General features: G+C 59.3%; 13 protein-coding genes and 1 pseudogene. 11 read left to right on the top strand and 3 right to left on the bottom strand.

Going from position 1 to position 17,990, the window contains the following annotated elements; translation table 11 throughout:
• The first annotated feature begins 1 nt into the window (after window position 1).
• Both AB4O11_RS26640 and AB4O11_RS26635 read left to right on the top strand, forming a co-directional pair.
• Window positions 2–1,204 carry an HlyD family secretion protein gene (locus AB4O11_RS26640; protein ID WP_008082123.1) on the top strand — a complete coding sequence of 401 codons (1,203 nt, stop codon included), beginning with the start codon at window positions 2–4 and terminating at the stop codon, window positions 1,202–1,204.
• A gap of 141 nt (window positions 1,205–1,345) precedes the next feature.
• On the top strand, window positions 1,346–2,875 hold the full coding sequence (locus AB4O11_RS26635; RefSeq protein WP_016986555.1) for a DHA2 family efflux MFS transporter permease subunit: 1,530 nt from the start codon (window positions 1,346–1,348) through the stop codon (window positions 2,873–2,875).
• A 259-nt stretch (window positions 2,876–3,134) separates the two neighbouring features.
• On the opposite strand, the gene lpxH is transcribed toward AB4O11_RS26635, so the two are convergent.
• Together lpxH and AB4O11_RS26625 are read right to left on the bottom strand one after the other, a co-directional pair.
• A complete protein-coding gene (gene lpxH, locus AB4O11_RS26630) occupies window positions 3,135–3,881 on the bottom strand; it encodes a UDP-2,3-diacylglucosamine diphosphatase (RefSeq protein WP_186622571.1) in 747 nt (248 codons plus the stop codon).
• Window positions 3,878–4,384: a peptidylprolyl isomerase gene (locus AB4O11_RS26625; protein WP_093434208.1), complete on the bottom strand. Its 507-nt coding sequence runs from the start codon at window positions 4,382–4,384 to the stop codon at window positions 3,878–3,880. Before AB4O11_RS26625 ends, lpxH begins: the two co-directional genes overlap by 4 nt.
• Window positions 4,385–4,633: 249 nt before the next feature.
• On the opposite strand from AB4O11_RS26625, the gene AB4O11_RS26620 reads away from it, so the two are divergent.
• From AB4O11_RS26620 to AB4O11_RS26610, 3 genes and pseudogenes are all read left to right on the top strand, one after another.
• Window positions 4,634–6,331, top strand: coding sequence for a glutamine--tRNA ligase/YqeY domain fusion protein (locus tag AB4O11_RS26620; protein WP_093434212.1), 1,698 nt, complete (start codon window positions 4,634–4,636; stop codon window positions 6,329–6,331).
• A 21-nt stretch (window positions 6,332–6,352) separates the two neighbouring features.
• Window positions 6,353–7,735, top strand: coding sequence for a cysteine--tRNA ligase (gene cysS / locus AB4O11_RS26615; RefSeq protein ID WP_016986558.1), 1,383 nt, complete (start codon window positions 6,353–6,355; stop codon window positions 7,733–7,735).
• Window positions 7,736–8,119: 384 nt separating this feature from the next.
• Window positions 8,120–9,338, top strand: a pseudogene (locus AB4O11_RS26610) (MFS transporter).
• A gap of 307 nt (window positions 9,339–9,645) precedes the next feature.
• Here AB4O11_RS26610 and AB4O11_RS26605 read toward each other — a convergent pair.
• Window positions 9,646–11,499: a sigma-54-dependent Fis family transcriptional regulator gene (locus tag AB4O11_RS26605; protein WP_460129319.1), complete on the bottom strand. Its 1,854-nt coding sequence runs from the start codon at window positions 11,497–11,499 to the stop codon at window positions 9,646–9,648.
• Window positions 11,500–11,871: 372 nt separating this feature from the next.
• Here AB4O11_RS26605 and AB4O11_RS26600 point away from each other — a divergent pair, with 372 nt between their 5' ends.
• From AB4O11_RS26600 to AB4O11_RS26575, 6 genes are read left to right on the top strand one after another with little or no spacing between them, the layout of a single operon-like run.
• Entirely contained in the window at window positions 11,872–12,966 is a 1,095-nt protein-coding gene (locus tag AB4O11_RS26600; RefSeq protein WP_123450812.1) for an ABC transporter ATP-binding protein, read from the top strand.
• Entirely contained in the window at window positions 12,966–14,075 is a 1,110-nt protein-coding gene (locus AB4O11_RS26595) for an ABC transporter ATP-binding protein (protein ID WP_108225644.1), read from the top strand. The genes AB4O11_RS26600 and AB4O11_RS26595 overlap by 1 nt, the downstream gene beginning before the upstream one ends.
• Window positions 14,072–14,938 (top strand): carbohydrate ABC transporter permease, encoded by an 867-nt coding sequence (locus tag AB4O11_RS26590; protein WP_007912484.1) that lies wholly within the window; start codon window positions 14,072–14,074, stop codon window positions 14,936–14,938. Before AB4O11_RS26595 ends, AB4O11_RS26590 begins: the two co-directional genes overlap by 4 nt.
• A gap of 9 nt (window positions 14,939–14,947) precedes the next feature.
• Window positions 14,948–15,748 (top strand): carbohydrate ABC transporter permease, encoded by an 801-nt coding sequence (locus AB4O11_RS26585; RefSeq protein WP_016986562.1) that lies wholly within the window; start codon window positions 14,948–14,950, stop codon window positions 15,746–15,748.
• 10 nt (window positions 15,749–15,758) lie between these two features.
• On the top strand, window positions 15,759–16,031 hold the full coding sequence (locus AB4O11_RS26580; RefSeq protein WP_007912485.1) for a DUF2160 domain-containing protein: 273 nt from the start codon (window positions 15,759–15,761) through the stop codon (window positions 16,029–16,031).
• A gap of 47 nt (window positions 16,032–16,078) precedes the next feature.
• Window positions 16,079–17,821: an ABC transporter substrate-binding protein gene (locus AB4O11_RS26575; RefSeq protein WP_016986564.1), complete on the top strand. Its 1,743-nt coding sequence runs from the start codon at window positions 16,079–16,081 to the stop codon at window positions 17,819–17,821.
• Window positions 17,822–17,990 lie beyond the last annotated feature (169 nt).

Here is a 17,990-nt window from a genome sequence, read left to right as displayed (position 1 = left end):
CATGGCCACTGCCGAAAATACCCAAGCTCAAGGCAACACCCCGGACACCGGCAACCCGCGTAAGCGCAAAGTCATGCTGCTGGTACTCGCCGTTGTCGTTGCACTCGCCTGCGCCGGCGTCTGGGCGTATCACGAATTCATCGGGCGCTTTAACGAAAGCACCGACGACGCCTACGTCAACGGCAACGTCGTCGAAATCACCCCGCTGGTGACTGGCACCGTGGTCAGCATTGGTGCTGACGATGGTGATCTGGTTCACGAAGGTCAGGTGCTGATCAACTTCGACCCGAACGATGCCGAAGTCGGCCTGCAAAGTGCCCAGGCGAAACTGGCGCGCACCGTGCGTCAGGTGCGTGGTCTGTACAGCAACGTTGACGGCATGAAAGCCCAGGTCAACGCGCAACAGGCCGAAGTGCAGAAAGCCCAGGACAACTACAACCGCCGGAAGAACCTGGCGCAGGGCGGGGCGATTTCCCAGGAAGAACTGTCCCACGCTCGCGACGACCTGACCTCGGCGCAGAACGCCTTGGCCAACGCCAAACAACAGTTGAAAACCACCAGCGCGCTGGTCGATGACACCGTGGTCTCGTCGCATCCGGACGTGATGTCGGCCGCTGCCGATCTGCGTCAGGCTTACCTGACCAATGCTCGTAGCACTTTGATCGCGCCGGTCACCGGTTACGTCGCCAAACGCACCGTGCAACTCGGTCAGCGTGTGCAACCGGGCACGGCGTTGATGGCGGTGATTCCGCTGGATCAACTGTGGATCGACGCCAACTTCAAAGAAACCCAACTGCGTGACATGCGCATCGGTCAGCCGGTCGATATCGAATCCGACATCTACGGCAGCGACGTGAAATACAGCGGTACCGTCGATAGCCTCGGCGCCGGCACCGGTAGCGCGTTTGCTCTGCTGCCAGCGCAGAACGCTACCGGTAACTGGATCAAGATCGTGCAGCGTGTGCCGGTGCGCATTCACATCAACGCCGAAGAATTGGCCAAGCATCCGCTGCGCGTCGGTCTGTCGACCAATGTTGAAGTGAATCTGCATGACCAGAGCGGTCCGGTATTGGCCCAGCAGCCGCCGCAGAAGGCCTCGTTCAGCACCAATGTTTACGACCGCCAACTGGCCGAAGCCGACGCGATGATTGCGCAGCTGATCCACGACAACAGCGCCGCGGTGAGCAAAACCGCGCAACGCTGAGATCACACCTGACCCTGTGGGAGCGAGCTTGCTCGCGAAAGCGGTGTGTCATTCAGCACTACTGTGTCTGACTGACCGCCTTCGCGAGCAAGCTCGCTCCCACAGGGGGCAAGGCGTCAACCTGGTTTCATAGGATTCACAATGAGCAATAACGCCTCTTTCACGCCGCCCAGCCTGTTGCTCAGCACTATCGGCCTGTCGCTGGCGACGTTCATGCAAGTGCTCGACACCACCATTGCCAACGTGGCGCTGCCGACGATTTCCGGCAACCTCGGGGTGAGTTCGGAGCAGGGCACCTGGGTGATCACTTCGTTCGCCGTGAGTAACGCGATTGCGCTGCCGCTGACCGGTTGGCTCAGCCGCCGCTTCGGTGAGGTGAAGCTGTTTCTCTGGGCCACCATTCTGTTCGTGCTGGCCTCGTTCCTCTGCGGTATCTCCACATCGATGCCGGAACTGATCGGCTTCCGCGTCCTGCAAGGTCTGGTCGCCGGGCCGCTGTACCCGATGACGCAAACCCTGTTGATCGCGGTCTATCCGCCCGCGAGGCGAGGCATGGCCCTGGCGTTACTGGCGATGGTCACGGTGGTTGCGCCAATTGCCGGGCCGATTCTCGGCGGCTGGATTACTGACAGCTATAGCTGGCCGTGGATCTTCTTTATCAACGTACCGATCGGCATCTTTGCGGTGATGGTGGTGCGTTCGCAACTGGCCAAACGTCCGGTGGAAACCAGCCGTCAGCCGATGGATTACGTCGGACTGATCACGCTGATCATCGGCGTCGGTGCGTTGCAGGTGATCCTCGATAAGGGCAATGACCTGGATTGGTTCGAGTCGAACTTCATCATCATCGGCGCGGCGATTTCGGTGATCGCGCTGGCGGTGTTCGTTATCTGGGAAATGACCGACCAGCATCCGGTGGTGAATCTGCGGCTGTTCGCGTATCGCAACTTCCGCATCGGCACGCTGGTGTTGGTGCTGGGTTACGCCGGTTTCTTCGGCATCAACCTGATCCTGCCGCAGTGGTTGCAAACGCAAATGGGCTACACCGCGACCTGGGCCGGTCTGGCCGTGGCGCCGATCGGCATTCTGCCGGTGCTGCTGTCGCCGTTTGTCGGCAAGTACGCGAACAAGTTCGACCTGCGTTTACTGGCCGGGCTGGCGTTTCTGGCGATTGGCTTGAGCTGCTTTATGCGGGCCGGATTCACCAATGAAGTCGACTTCCAGCACATCGCGCTGGTGCAGTTGTTCATGGGGATTGGGGTGGCGCTGTTCTTTATGCCGACCTTGAGTATTCTGATGTCGGACCTGCCGCCGAGCCAGATTGCCGATGGTGCGGGTCTGGCGACTTTCCTGCGGACGTTGGGTGGTAGCTTTGCGGCGTCGCTGACCACGTGGATCTGGATTCGTCGGGCCGATCAGCATCATGCGTATATGAGTGAGAGCATCAGCACCTTTGAACCGGCGACTCGCGAGACCTTGAATCATTTGGGCGGGGCGAGTCAGTCGGCTTATGCGCAGATGGATCAGATTTTGACGAGCCAGGCGTACATGCTCTCCACCGTGGATTACTTCACGTTGCTGGGCTGGGGGTTTATGGGGTTGATTCTGATTGTGTGGCTGGCGAAACCGCCGTTTGCCGCGAAGGCAGGGCCAGCGGCTTCCGGGCACTAAGGTCAAGAGCCCCTCACCCTAACCCTCTCCCAGGGGGAGAGGGGACTGACCGTGGTGGATGTTCGAGGTACGCCGACTTGCAATACCGAGCCGAACTCAGGTTTTGAAGAGCATAGAGATCGGCTCCCTTTGCCCTTCGACCCGTTGGGGAGAGGGGACTGTCGGACTTCGGTCGAACTCAGGTTTTGAACTGCATGCGGTCGGCTCCCTTTCCCCCTCGCCCCCCGGGGGAGAGGGCTGGGGTGAGGGGGTAAAGCTTTTAGCCGTGCGGCAAAGCCAGCGGCGGGGCGAAGTCGAACGGCGCCAGGGCGTAGCCGCTCTCATCCACCTGCAACGCCCACCCCTGACGATCCCAATCCCCCAGCACAATCCGCTTCGCCGCTTGCTCACCAAGCTGCAACTTGTGAATCGCCGGGCGGTGGGTATGTCCGTGAATCAGGGTTTTCACGCCAAACGCCTGCATGATCCGCGGAATCTCTTCCGGCGTGACATCGACAATGTCATTAGCCTTCATCCGCGTCTGTGCCTTGCTTTCACTGCGCAGTTTGCGCGCCAGTTTGTGGCGGCTGCTCAAGGGCAGATTGCGCAGGATAAACAGCGTGATCGGGTTACGCAGATAACGCCGCAGCTTCATATAGCCGACATCGCGGGTGCAGAGGCTGTCGCCGTGCATCAACAGCACCGGCTCGCCGTAAAACTGCACGACACTCGGGTCCTTCAACAACGTACAGCCGGCCTGCTTGCAGAAGGCCTTGCCGAGCATGAAGTCGCGATTGCCGTGCATCAGAAAGATGGCCGTGCCGCTGTCGCTCAATTCGCGCAGGGCCTGGCAGATGGAACGCTGGAAGGGCGTTATGGCGTCGTCGCCAATCCACGCTTCGAAGAAGTCGCCAAGAATGTACAACGCACTCGCCGAGCGGGCGCGTCCGGCGAGCAAATCCAGAAACGCCCGGGTAATGTCCGGGCGCTCCTCTTCCAGATGCAAGTCTGAAATCAGCAATATCACGCTTCGATGATCTCGGCTTTCTCGATGATCACGTCGTCTGCTGGTACGTCCTGGTGGCCGGCCTTGGAAGTGGTCGAAACACCTTTGATCTTGTCGACAACGTCGGTGCCGGCGGTCACTTTACCGAATACCGCGTAGCCCCAGCCCTGCACGTTCTTGCCGCTGTGGTTGAGGAAAGTGTTGTCGGCAACGTTGATGAAGAACTGCGCGGAAGCCGAATGCGGCTCCATGGTACGGGCCATGGCAACGGTGTATTTGTCGTTGGAAAGACCGTTGTCAGCTTCGTTCTGGATGCTTGGACGCTTGTCTTTCTTTTCTTTCATGCCTGGTTCGAAGCCGCCGCCCTGGATCATGAAGTTACCGATTACGCGGTGGAAAACAGTGTTTTCGTAGTGACCGGCGTTAACGTATTCGATGAAGTTGGCGACGGTGATCGGCGCCTTTTCAGCGTTCAGTTCGATGACGATGTCGCCATGATTGGTGGTCAATTTAACTTGAGTCATGATCGCTACTCTTTATAAGGAATTCGTGGGCAATGGGACATTTGCGCCCGTTACCGGTTCAGCCCGTGGGCCAAGGTGCGCAGTTTAGCGTGACAGGCGCGAATTTCGAGGCTGTTTTTCAATTCCCGGCGATTAAATGCGCTCCTTTATAGGCCGTGCTCTGTCAGCCCCTTGACAGCATCGGCTATGATAGCGGCTTTGTTTTGTCTGGCCCCCTCTGCGGCCGCGCACATGTAAGTCAAGGATCCTATGAGCAAGCCCACTGTCGACCCTACCTCGAATGCCAAGTCCGGCCCTGCCGTGCCGGTCAATTTCCTGCGGCCGATCATCCAGGCAGACCTGGACTCGGGCAAGCACACCCAGATCGTCACCCGTTTCCCGCCTGAGCCCAACGGCTACCTGCACATCGGCCACGCCAAGTCGATCTGCGTGAACTTCGGCCTGGCCCAGGAGTTCGGCGGCGTCACGCACCTGCGTTTCGACGACACCAACCCGGCCAAGGAAGACCAGGAATACATCGACGCGATCGAAGCCGACGTCAAATGGCTGGGCTTCGAGTGGTCCGGTGAAGTGCGCTACGCCTCGCAGTATTTCGACCAGTTGCACGACTGGGCGGTGGAGTTGATCAAGGCTGGCAAGGCCTACGTCGACGACCTGACCCCGGAGCAGGCCAAGGAATACCGTGGCAGCCTGACCGAGCCGGGCAAGAACAGCCCGTTCCGCGACCGTTCGGTGGAAGAGAACCTCGACTGGTTCGCGCGCATGCGTGCCGGTGAGTTCCCGGACGGCGCCCGCGTGCTGCGCGCGAAGATCGACATGGCCTCGCCGAACATGAACCTGCGCGACCCGATCATGTATCGCATCCGCCACGCCCATCACCACCAGACCGGCGACAAGTGGTGCATCTACCCGAACTACGACTTCACCCACGGTCAGTCGGACGCCATTGAAGGCATCACCCACTCGATCTGCACCCTTGAGTTCGAAAGCCATCGTCCGCTGTACGAGTGGTTCCTCGACGCATTGCCAGTGCCGGCGCACCCGCGTCAGTACGAGTTCAGCCGTCTGAACCTCAACTACACCATCACCAGCAAGCGCAAGCTCAAGCAACTGGTCGATGAAAAGCACGTCAACGGCTGGGACGATCCGCGCATGTCCACGCTGTCGGGCTTCCGCCGCCGTGGCTACACACCGAAATCGATCCGCAACTTCTGCGAAATGGTTGGCACCAACCGTTCCGACGGCGTGGTTGACTTCGGCATGCTCGAATTCAGCATCCGTGACGACCTCGACCAGACCGCGCCGCGCGCCATGTGCGTGCTGCGTCCGCTGAAAGTCGTCATCACCAACTACCCGGAAGGCCAGGTCGAAAACCTCGAACTGCCGCGCCACCCGAAAGAAGACATGGGCGTGCGCGCACTGCCATTCGCCCGGGAAATCTACATCGACCGTGACGACTTCATGGAAGAGCCGCCGAAGGGCTACAAGCGCCTGGAGCCTGCCGGTGAAGTGCGTCTGCGCGGCAGCTACGTGATCCGTGCCGACGAAGCGATCAAGGACGCCGATGGCAACATCGTCGAACTGCGTTGCTCGTACGACCCGGAAACCCTCGGCAAGAACCCGGAAGGCCGCAAGGTCAAAGGCGTGATCCACTGGGTGCCGGCTGCCGCCAGCGTCGAGTGCGAAGTGCGTCTGTACGATCGCCTGTTCCGTTCGGCCAACCCTGAGAAGGCTGAAGACAGCGCGAGTTTCCTCGACAACATCAACCCTGATTCGCTGCAGGTACTCACCGGTTGTCGTGCTGAGCCATCGCTTGGCAACGCACAGCCGGAAGACCGTTTCCAGTTCGAGCGCGAAGGCTACTTCGTTGCTGATATGAAGGACTCGAAACCAGGTCAGCCGGTATTCAACCGTACCGTGACCCTGCGTGATTCGTGGGGCCAGTGATTCAGCGTCAAGGGAAATAACGTGCTAACGATCTACAACACGCTCACCAAGAGCAAAGAAGTCTTCAAGCCGCTGGATGGCAACAAGGTGCGCATGTACGTCTGCGGGATGACCGTGTACGACTACTGCCACCTTGGCCACGGCCGCAGCATGGTCGCTTTCGACCTGGTGACCCGCTGGTTGCGGTTCAGCGGTTACGACCTGACCTACGTGCGCAACATCACCGACATCGACGACAAGATCATCAACCGCGCCAACGAGAACGGTGAATCGTTCGAAGCGTTGACCGAGCGCATGATCGCCGCGATGCACGAAGACGAAGCGCGCCTGAACATCAAGAAGCCGGACATGGAACCGCGCGCCACGGATCACATTCCGGGCATGCACGCGATGATCCAGACCTTGATCGACAAGGGTTACGCCTACGCGCCGGGCAATGGCGACGTGTACTACCGCGTTGCTAAGTTCATGGGCTACGGCAAACTGTCGCGCAAGAAGATCGAAGACCTGCGCATCGGCGCCCGCATCGAAGTCGACGAGTCGAAACAGGACCCGCTGGATTTCGTGCTGTGGAAAGCCGCCAAACCGGGCGAGCCAAGCTGGGAATCGCCATGGGGCGCCGGGCGTCCGGGCTGGCACATCGAGTGCTCGGTGATGTCCACCTGCTGCCTCGGCGAGACCTTCGACATTCATGGCGGCGGCAGCGACCTTGAGTTCCCGCACCACGAAAACGAAATCGCCCAGAGCGAAGCGGCCACCGGCAAGACCTACGCCAACGCGTGGATGCATTGCGGCATGATTCGCATCAATGGCGAGAAGATGTCCAAGTCCTTGAACAACTTCTTCACCATTCGCGACGTGCTGGAAAAGTATCACCCGGAAGTCGTGCGTTACCTGCTGGTGTCGAGCCACTACCGCAGCGCGATCAACTACTCGGAAGACAACCTCAAGGACGCCAAAGGCGCCCTCGAGCGTTTCTACCACGCGTTGAAAGGTTTGCCGACTGTGGCGCCGGCCGGCGGCGAAGCGTTTGTCGAGCGTTTCACTACGGTGATGAACGACGACTTCGGTACGCCGGAAGCCTGCGCGGTGCTGTTTGAGATGGTGCGTGAGATCAACCGTCTGCGTGAGAGCGATCTCGATGCGGCGGCAGGTCTGGCGGCGCGTCTGAAAGAGCTGGCGAGCGTGTTGGGTGTGTTGCAGTTGGAGGCGGATGACTTCCTGCAGGCGGGCGCTGAAGGGCGTGTTGATGCAGCTGAGGTTGATGCACTGATTGCGGCGCGTCTGGCGGCACGGGCCGGGAAGGATTGGGCTGAGTCGGATCGGATTCGAGATCAGCTCACTGCGATGGGCGTTGTGTTGGAAGACGGCAAGGGTGGGACTACCTGGCGTCTGGCTGACTGATTGCTGTGTTTGGCTTCAAAACAAAACCCGCCTAGTGCGGGTTTTTGTTTGGCGGCGAGAAAGCCCCTCACCCTAACCCTCTCCCAGAGGGAGAGGGGACCGAATGGGGGATGCTCAAGAAATACGCCGACCTGAACGTGCTGCACCGAATCCATAATCGACTGGTTCTTTCAGGTCGATGTACTCGGACCTGGCCGGCCTGCTCTGAATCCATATTCGAATCCTTTTTTCAGGTCGATGGATGACTCGAGACACCTCGGTCAGCCCCCTCTCCCTCTGGGAGAGGGCTGGGGTGAGGGTTGCTTTTGACGTTCGCGTAGGTCTTGATATCGGCAACGCGTTCAGCCGGATGCTGAGCGGTGACGATCATGTAAGGAAAACACCATGGCCAATCACTACCGCGAGCTGCTAACGACCCCCGGCGCCACCGGGCTAGTGCTCGCGAGCTCTATCGCGCGCTTGCCGCAGGCAATGATCGGCATCGGCATCATCACCATGCTGGTGCAGCAAACCGGGGTGTACTGGCTGGCCGGCGCAGTCGCCGGGACGTTCACCCTGGCCAATGCACTGCTCGGCCCGCACATCTCCAGACTGGTCGATCAACATGGCCAGAGTCGCGTACTGCCCATCGTCACCGCGTTCAGCATTGTCATGCTGCTGGCGCTGATCACCGCCGTTTACCTGAGAGCGCCCGCCGCGGTGTTCTTTGTACTGTCAGCCTTGGCGGGGACGATGCCGAGCATGCCATCGATGATCCGCGCGCGATGGTCGCAGTTGTTCCGGGGCAAGCCGCAGTTGCACACGGCGTTCTCGCTGGACACGGTCCTGACCGAACTCGCTTACATCATCGGCCCGCCACTGGCGATTGGTTTGAGTGTGAGCTTTTTCGCCGAAGCCGGGCCGCTGGTTGCGGTCGGGCTGTTGGCCGTCGGGGGTCACGGCGTTTCTGCTGCAACGCCAGACTGAGCCTAAGGTTGTCGTCGGCCACGCCAGCCATAGCGGCTCAACCTTGCTGATTCCCGGCGTGCGCACCATTGTTCTGGCGCTGTTGGCGATGGGGGTCATTGGTGGAGCAATCGATGTTGCCGTCGTCGCCTTCGCCAATGCGCAAGGCTGGCCGGGGGCAGCGACCTTCATCCTCGCTGCCTATGCGTTCGGCTCACTGGTGGCGGGCCTGACGTTTGGTGCGATGAGGGTTTCGCTGGCGATCGAAAAACAGTTCCTGATCGGGATATTGGTCACGGCGTTCACTGGCGTGCTGCCCATTTTTGCCACGGACGTTTATGTCCTGTCAGCGACGCTGTTTATTGCCGGCATCTCGTTTGCGCCGACGATGGTGGTGGTCATGAAGCTGGGAACGATCATCATCCCGCCATCGAGGATTACTGAGGGGCTGACGTGGATGACCACCGGTATCAGCATTGGCGTTGCGCTGGGCGGCATGCTGGCGGGGCTGGTCATTGATGGCTGGGGTGCACGGGCGGGGTTTGGCGTGGCCATTGGCGCTGGGATCATGATGGTGGTTGTTGTGATGGTGGGATTGCGCACATTGGAGGCGGCGTCGGTTGCGCATGTTGAGCCGGAATTTTCGCCCTCACCCTAGCCCTCTCCCCCAGGAGAGGGGACTGATTGGGGGATGTTCACGAGATACACCGACCTGAGCGATTTGCACCGAATCCATAATCGCCACGATCTTTCAGGTCGATGTCCAGCGCCAGACACCTCGGTCAGCTCCCTATCCCTCCGGGAGAGGAGACTGATTGGGGGATGTTCACGAGGTACGCCGACCTGAACTGGATGCTTTGAATCCATAATCGACTGGTTTTTTCAGGTCGGTGTACAACGCCAGACACCGCGGTCAGCTCCCTCTCCTTTGGGAGAGGGCTGGGGTGAGGGAAAGGGCGGTTCACTCAACCTTCAATCTGCCGCAACCGCTTGTAAAGCGTATTCCGACTCACCCCCAATCGCCGCGCCAGATGCGAAATATTCCCCCCAGCCGCTTTCAACTCCCGGTTCAACGCTTCAATATCATTCAAATCAACCCCCAGCGGCGCCGCGCTCTCCACCGGCTCCATCTCCAGATCAACAAAAAAATCATCCGGCAAATGCTCCAGCCTCACCGGCTGCTCCTCAGCCATGGCCAGCGCCACCTGCATCACGCTACTGACCTGACGCAAATTCCCCGGCCACGGATGACGGCTGAACAGTTCCAGCACCTCTTGGCTCAACCCCGCCCACTGCGTTGGCTCACGATGCTGCTCCCACAACCGTTTAAACAACGCCTCTTTATCACTGCGCTCCCGCAATGGCGGCAGCTCCAGCGTCAGCCCGCCGATTCGGTAATACAAATCCTCACGAAACCGGCCCAACTGCACTTGTTCACGCAAAGAGCGGTTAGTCGCCGAAATAATCCGCAAATCCACCGGGAACAGCTCGCTGCTGCCTACCGGCTGCACACAGCGCTCCTGCAAAACCCGCAACAACCGCGCCTGAGTCGGCAATGGCATGTCGCCGATTTCATCGAGGAATAACGTGCCTCTGTCAGCCTTGCGAATCAGGCCGATGCTGCCTTTCTGATTCGCGCCGGTGAACGCGCCTTTCTCGTAACCGAACAATTCCGACTCGACCAGTTCGGCGGGGATCGCCGCGCAGTTGACGGCGATAAACGCCTGTTTGCTGCGCGAGCTGGCCTGATGCAGCGCTTTGACGAAGACCTCTTTGCCGACACCGGTTTCGCCATGGATCAGCAGCGGAATGTCTTTCTCCAGCAAACGCTCAGCCTGGCGCACAGCTTTCTCCACGCGACTGTCGCCGAAGTGCAGGGTGCTGAGGCTGATAGCGCCCGCGGGTGGTTTTAATGGCACTTCAACGCTTTTCGGTTCGGCAAACATCCGAGGCTGAATTGGCGCCTGTTTCGGCCGCTTCAACAAACATTGAAAACGGTTACGCCCGGACGTCTGCAAGGCAAACGGCAACCCGTCGGGCTGATTGATCAACTCCAGCAGTGACACCTTGAACAGACTTTCAACGCTCACCCGCGACAAGCGCACACCGAGCAGATTGTCGGCGCGACGATTGGCCGACAGCACTTGACCGCTCTCATCAAAGATCAACAACCCGGCCCACTGACTGTCGAGGTTGTTCAACCCGGTGTTGAAGGTCAGTTGAAAATGCTGACCATGGAACAGGTTGAGGATCAGCCGGTTTTCCACGGTCTGGCTCATCATCTTGACCATACCCAAAGTGTGCGAGGGCGGCAGGTAGCTGTCGCTGGATACATCGAGCACCGCTATGACCTTGCGCTCGGCGTCGAAAATCGGCGCAGCGGAACCGGTCATGAAGCGGTTGGCCTTGAGAAAGTGTTCATCGTGTTCGATATGCACGGCCTGCTCACACGCCAGCGCCGTGCCGATCGCATTGGTGCCGCTGGTGCGCTCGACCCAACTTGCACCAGCCTGAAACCCCCGCGCCAGATTCGGTTCGATAAACCGTTGCGTGCCCCACGAGGTCAGCACCTGACCCTGATTGTCGGCAAGCATGATCAGGCAGTTGGAATTGCTGAGGATGTTTTCGTAATAGGGCAGGACTTCCTGGTGCGTGGTCTGCACCAGCGAATGATGACTGTCGAGCAACTGCGCGATGCCGGCGGCTGGCAGTTGATCGAAGGCTGGCGTGCTTTGGTGGTCGAGACCGAACGCGCGGCAACGTTGCCAGGACGTCTGGACGATCGCGTCGTGGGACAGCGGCGGGGCAGGTGCGGCCATGGCAGTCAGCCTCTGATGCAGCGATTTTTATTGTTGTTATGAACCCAAATCCTGAGAACAACACAGATCAACTGTGGGAGCGAGCTTGCTCGCGAAAGCGTCGTATCAGTCACCGAATCGGTTGAATGACACACCGCATTCGCGAGCAAGCTCGCTCCCACAGGATCTCCGGAGCTCACCGAAATGAGTTCATAGAGTGTTGTTCACTATTGTTCATTGTCAATCGCCCACTTGTTCAAATGTGTTCAGCAATGAACGCTCAATCCCCCCGCATTCAACGATTTTCACGCCAAATCAACCACTTGCCATTTCTGGCACGAAACTCGCTCCCGTACACAGGTCGCTTGACTCCAATAATAAAAAGGCCGAGCCATGTCACTTACCCTGGAGCACGTCAGCCGTACCGTCGAGGGCCAGACCTGGATCGACGATGCGTGCCTGAAATTCGAACCTGGTTCTTTCAACGTTTTGCTCGGCCGCACGCTGTCCGGCAAAACCAGCCTCATGCGTTTAATGGCCGGTCTGGACAAACCCGACAGCGGCCGCATCCTGATGAACGGCGTCGACGTCACCCAACGTCCGGTGCGCCTGCGCAACGTGTCGATGGTCTATCAGCAGTTCATCAACTACCCGACCATGACCGTGTTCGAAAACATCGCCTCGCCGTTGCGTCAGGCCGGTGTTTCGAAAGAGATCATCCATAGCAAAGTGCAGGAAACCGCGAAGATGCTGCGCATCGAGAAGTTTCTGCAGCGCTACCCGCTGGAACTCTCCGGTGGCCAACAGCAGCGCACCGCCATGGCCCGTGCGCTGGTCAAGGACGCCGAGCTGATCCTCTTCGATGAGCCGCTGGTCAACCTCGACTACAAACTGCGCGAAGAGCTGCGCCAGGAAATGCGCGAGCTGTTCAAGGCGCGCCACACCATCGCGATCTACGCCACCACCGAGCCCAACGAAGCGCTGGCACTCGGCGGCACCACGACCATTCTTCACGAAGGCCGGGTGATTCAGAGCGGCCCGTCGACCTCGGTGTATCACCAGCCACAAAGCGTGCTCGCCGCCGAGTTGTTCTCCGAGCCGCCGATCAACCTGATGCCCGGGCGCATTGCCGGCAACGAAGTGAGTTTTGCCAACTTCGTACACTTCCCGTTGAACGTTGATCTGCGCCCAGTGGGCGAGGGCGAGTTCCGTTTTGGCGTGCGCCCCAGCCACATCTCGCTGGTGCCGAGCAACGATGACGATCTGGAATTGGCGGTCACCGTCGAAGTCGCCGAGATCAGCGGTTCGGAAACCTTCCTGCACGTGCGCAACGAGCATTTCCTGCTGGTGCTGCACCTGCCCGGCGTTCACGAATACGACGTCGATGCGCCGATCCGCATCTACATCCCGACCCATAAACTGTTCGTTTTCGATGCGCAGGGCCGTCTGGTGCAAGCACCGGGCCGGCGTGTCGCGAGGGTTGCCTGATGGCCGAAATCCGTTTGCAACACCTCGCCCACAGCTACAGTAAAACCCCGAGCGGCGCGGAGGATTATGCAATCCGCGAGATGGATCACGTCTGGGAGCAGGGCGGCGCCTATGCATTGCTCGGGCCGTCGGGTTGCGGCAAATCCACCTTGCTCAACATCATTTCCGGGCTGCTCAGCCCCTCGCAGGGCCACGTGTTGTTCGATGGCAAAGCGGTGAATGACCTGACGCCAGAGAAGCGCAACATCGCTCAGGTTTTCCAGTTTCCGGTGGTTTACGACACCATGACCGTGTTCGATAACCTCGCCTTCCCCCTGCGCAATCAGGGCATGGCCGAGGCAAAAGTGCACAGCAAGGTGCAGGAAATTGCCGAAGTCCTCGACCTGCAAAACCTGCTGAGCAAAAAGGCGCGCAACCTCACCGCCGACGAAAAACAGAAAGTCTCGATGGGCCGTGGTCTGGTCCGCGACGACGTTTCGGCGATCCTCTTCGACGAACCGCTGACGGTGATCGACCCGCACCTGAAGTGGAAACTGCGGCGCAAGCTCAAGCAGATCCACGAGCAGTTCAACATCACCATGGTCTACGTCACCCACGATCAACTGGAAGCATCGACCTTCGCCGACAAGATTGCGGTGATGTACGGTGGCCAGATCGTCCAGTTCGGCACGCCACGGGAATTGTTCGAGCGGCCGAGCCACACCTTTGTCGGCTATTTCATCGGCAGCCCCGGCATGAACCTGATCGACGTGCAGCCACAACCCGGCGGCGTCGGTTTCGCCTCGACGCATCTGCCGCTGTCTGACGCGATGCAGCGACATATCGAACACGGCCAGTGGAAAAATCTGAAGGTCGGCATCCGTCCCGAGTTTATTCACGTGTGGGACGAGCCGTTTGATGACGCGATGCAGGCCAGGGTCGTACACGTCGAAGACCTCGGCACCTACAAAATCATGACCCTCGACCTCGACGGCGCGCCGTTGAAAGTGCGTCTGGCCGAAGACAAACCGGTGCCGCAGGGCACGGCGTACATCAGTTTCCCGGCGCAGTGGTTGATGGTTTATGCCGATGAGTTCCTGCTCGAAGCCGACGATGAGGTGCAGCCATGAACAAGGTGCAGAACAACAAGGCCTGGTGGCTGGTGTTGCCGGTGTTTCTGCTGGTGGCGTTCAGTGCGGTGATCCCGATGATGACCGTGGTCAACTACTCGGTGCAGGACATCTTCGACCAGTCCAGCCGCTATTTCGTCGGCGCCGACTGGTACAAGCAAGTGCTGCTCGACCCGCGTTTGCACGACTCATTGCTGCGCCAGTTCATCTATTCGGCGTGCGTGTTGCTGATTGAAATTCCGCTGGGTATTGCCGTTGCGCTGACGATGCCAACCAAGGGCCGCTGGTCGTCGGTGGTGCTGATCATTCTCGCGATTCCGTTGCTGATCCCATGGAACGTGGTTGGCACCATTTGGCAGATCTTTGGCCGCGCGGATATCGGCCTGCTCGGTTCGAGCCTCAATGCCATGGGCATCAGCTACAACTACGCGGCCAACACCATGGACGCCTGGGTGACGGTGCTGGTGATGGACGTCTGGCACTGGACTTCACTGGTGGCGCTGCTGTGTTTCTCCGGATTGCGCGCGATTCCCGACGTGTATTACCAGGCCGCGCGTATCGACCGCGCCTCGGCCTGGGCGGTGTTCCGGCATATTCAGTTGCCCAAGCTGAAGAGCGTGCTGCTGATCGCAGTGATGCTGCGCTTCATGGACAGTTTCATGATCTACACCGAGCCGTTCGTGCTCACCGGCGGCGGGCCGGGCAACGCCACGACTTTCTTGAGTCAGACGCTGACCCAGATGGCTGTAGGGCAATTCGACCTCGGTCCGGCAGCGGCGTTTTCGCTGGTGTACTTCCTGATCATCCTGTTGGTGTCCTGGCTGTTCTACACCGCCATGACGCACTCCGACGCCAACCGCTGAGGCCCGGCCATGAGCAAGAGAAAGATTATTCCGTTGCTGGTGTACATCCTGTTCCTGCTGGTGCCGATCTACTGGCTGTTGAACATGTCGTTCAAGAGCAACACCGAAATCCTCGGCGGCCTGACCCTTTTCCCACAGGACTTCACGCTGGCGAACTACAAGGTCATCTTCACCGACCCGAGCTGGTACACCGGTTATCTCAACTCGCTGTATTACGTGAGTTTGAACACGGTGATCTCGCTGAGCGTGGCGCTGCCGGCGGCGTATGCGTTTTCGCGCTACCGTTTTCTCGGCGACAAGCATCTGTTTTTCTGGCTGCTGACCAACCGCATGGCGCCGCCGGCGGTGTTCTTGCTGCCGTTCTTTCAGTTGTATTCGTCGATTGGCCTGTTCGACACACATATCGCCGTGGCCTTGGCGCACTGCCTGTTTAACGTGCCATTGGCGGTGTGGATTCTCGAAGGCTTCATGTCTGGCGTGCCCAAGGAAATCGACGAAACCGCCTACATCGACGGCTACAGTTTCCCCAAGTTCTTCGTGAAGATTTTCATCCCGCTGATCGGTTCCGGCATCGGCGTCACGGCGTTTTTCTGCTTCATGTTTTCCTGGGTCGAACTGCTGCTCGCGCGCACGTTGACCTCGGTAAACGCCAAGCCGATTGCGGCGGTCATGACGCGTACGGTGTCGGCCTCGGGTATCGATTGGGGCGTGCTGGCAGCGGCGGGGGTGTTGACCATTCTGCCGGGCATGCTGGTGATCTGGTTTGTTCGCAACCACGTGGCCAAGGGCTTTGCCCTCGGTCGGGTCTGAGGAGCTGATGATGGAATGGATGAGCTGGACCACGCCTACCGCAGCATTCTTCATTGTCATCGGCCTGATTCTGGTCGGCATGACCACTTGGGAATTGCGCTCGCCGAGCATCCTGCGGCGAGGTTTTCTGCCGATTGCCACCACCCGTGGCGATCGTTTGTTTATCGGTCTTCTCGGCAGCGCCTACCTGCATTTGCTGGTGATCGGCGCCACCGACTGGAGCATCTGGGTAGCGTCCGCGTTGTCCCTGGTGTGGCTGTTGGCTGTGATGCGTTGGGGCTAGTCGAGTCGTTCGGCAACGCGGCTCCACAACTTAAACAGGAGGTCTCTATGTTCGACAAAAACAATAAGCTGCGACATAGCATTTCATTGGCAGCCATGCTGGCACTCAGCGGTTTGAGCGCCGCCGCGTGGGCGGATGCCTACGAAGACGCGGCGAAAAAATGGATCGGCAGTGAATTCAAACCGTCGACCCTGACGGCCGAGCAGCAACTCGAAGAGTTGAAGTGGTTCATCAAAGCGGCCGAGCCGTTTCGCGGCATGGACATCAAGGTCGTTTCCGAGACCCTGACCACCCATGAATACGAGTCGAAAGTGCTGGCCAAGGCGTTCAGCGAAATCACCGGAATCAAACTCACCCACGACCTGCTGCAAGAAGGCGACGTGGTCGAGAAAATGCAGACGGTGATGCAGTCGGACAAGAATATTTATGACGGCTGGGTCAACGACTCGGACCTGATCGGTACGCACTTTCGCTACGGCAAGACCGAATCGATCACTGACCTGATGGCCAACGAAGGCAAGAACTTCACCTCGCCGACCCTCGATATCAAGGATTTTATTGGCATCTCGTTCACCACCGCGCCGGACGGCAAGATCTATCAACTGCCCGACCAGCAATTCGCCAACCTGTACTGGTTCCGTGCTGACTGGTTTGAACGTGCGGATCTGAAAGCCAAGTTCAAGGAAAAGTACGGCTACGAATTGGGCGTGCCGGTGAACTGGTCGGCCTATGAAGACATCGCCAAATTCTTCAGCGAAGACGTCAAGGAAATCGACGGCAAACGCGTTTACGGGCACATGGACTACGGCAAGAAAGACCCGTCGCTGGGCTGGCGCTTTACCGATGCCTGGTTCTCCATGGCCGGTGGCGGCGACAAAGGGTTGCCCAACGGTTTGCCGGTGGACGAGTGGGGGATTCGCGTCGAGGACTGCCACCCGGTCGGCTCCAGCGTGACCCGCGGCGGCGACACCAACGGCCCGGCGGCGGTGTTCGCCACCACCAAGTATGTCGACTGGCTGAAGAAGTACGCGCCACCGGAAGCGGCGGGCATGACCTTCTCCGAATCCGGTCCGGTGCCGTCGCAGGGCAACATTGCGCAGCAGATCTTCTGGTACACCGCGTTCACCGCCGACATGACCAAGCCGGGCCTGCCGGTGGTCAACGCCGACGGCACGCCGAAATGGCGCATGGCGCCATCGCCGCGTGGGCCGTATTGGGAGGAGGGCATGAAGCTCGGTTATCAGGACGTGGGCTCGTGGACGTTCATGAAGTCCACACCTGAGAAACAGAAGCTCGCGGCGTGGCTGTATGCGCAGTTCGTGACCTCGAAAACCGTGTCGCTGAAGAAAACCATCGTTGGCCTGACGCCGATTCGCGAGTCGGACATCAACTCGCAAGCGATGACTGATCTGGCGCCGAAACTCGGTGGCCTGGTCGAGTTCTACCGCAGCCCGGCCCGCGTGCAATGGACCCCGACCGGCACCAACGTGCCGGACTATCCGCGTCTGGCGCAATTGTGGTGGAGCCACATCGCCGAAGCGGCCAGCGGCGAGAAGACCCCGCAACAGGCACTGGATGGTTTGGCCAAGGATCAGGACGCGATCATGACGCGTCTGGAACGCTCCAAGGCTCAGGCGGTTTGTGCACCGAAGATGAACCCGGAGCGCGATGCTCAGTACTGGTTTGATCAGCCGGGCGCACCGAAACCGAAACTGGCCAACGAGAAGCCGAAGGGCGAGACCGTGAGCTACAACGAACTGCTGAAATCGTGGGCGGATGCGCGGAAGTAACAGCTGAAATGTGAAAGGCGAACGGCACTGCAAGGTGCCGTTTTTTTTTGCGCCTGATCTACCGCAATCGCGAGCAGGCAAGCTCCTTCAGAATGCAGTGGTGTTCACAAAACTCAAAAAACCCCTGCCCACTGCAGCATCTACTAAAGGGCATCGATCAGTGCCAGCT

This window comes from Pseudomonas sp. H1_D05, assembly GCF_054682705.1.
This window is presented reverse-complemented; position numbering and strand designations above follow the sequence as displayed.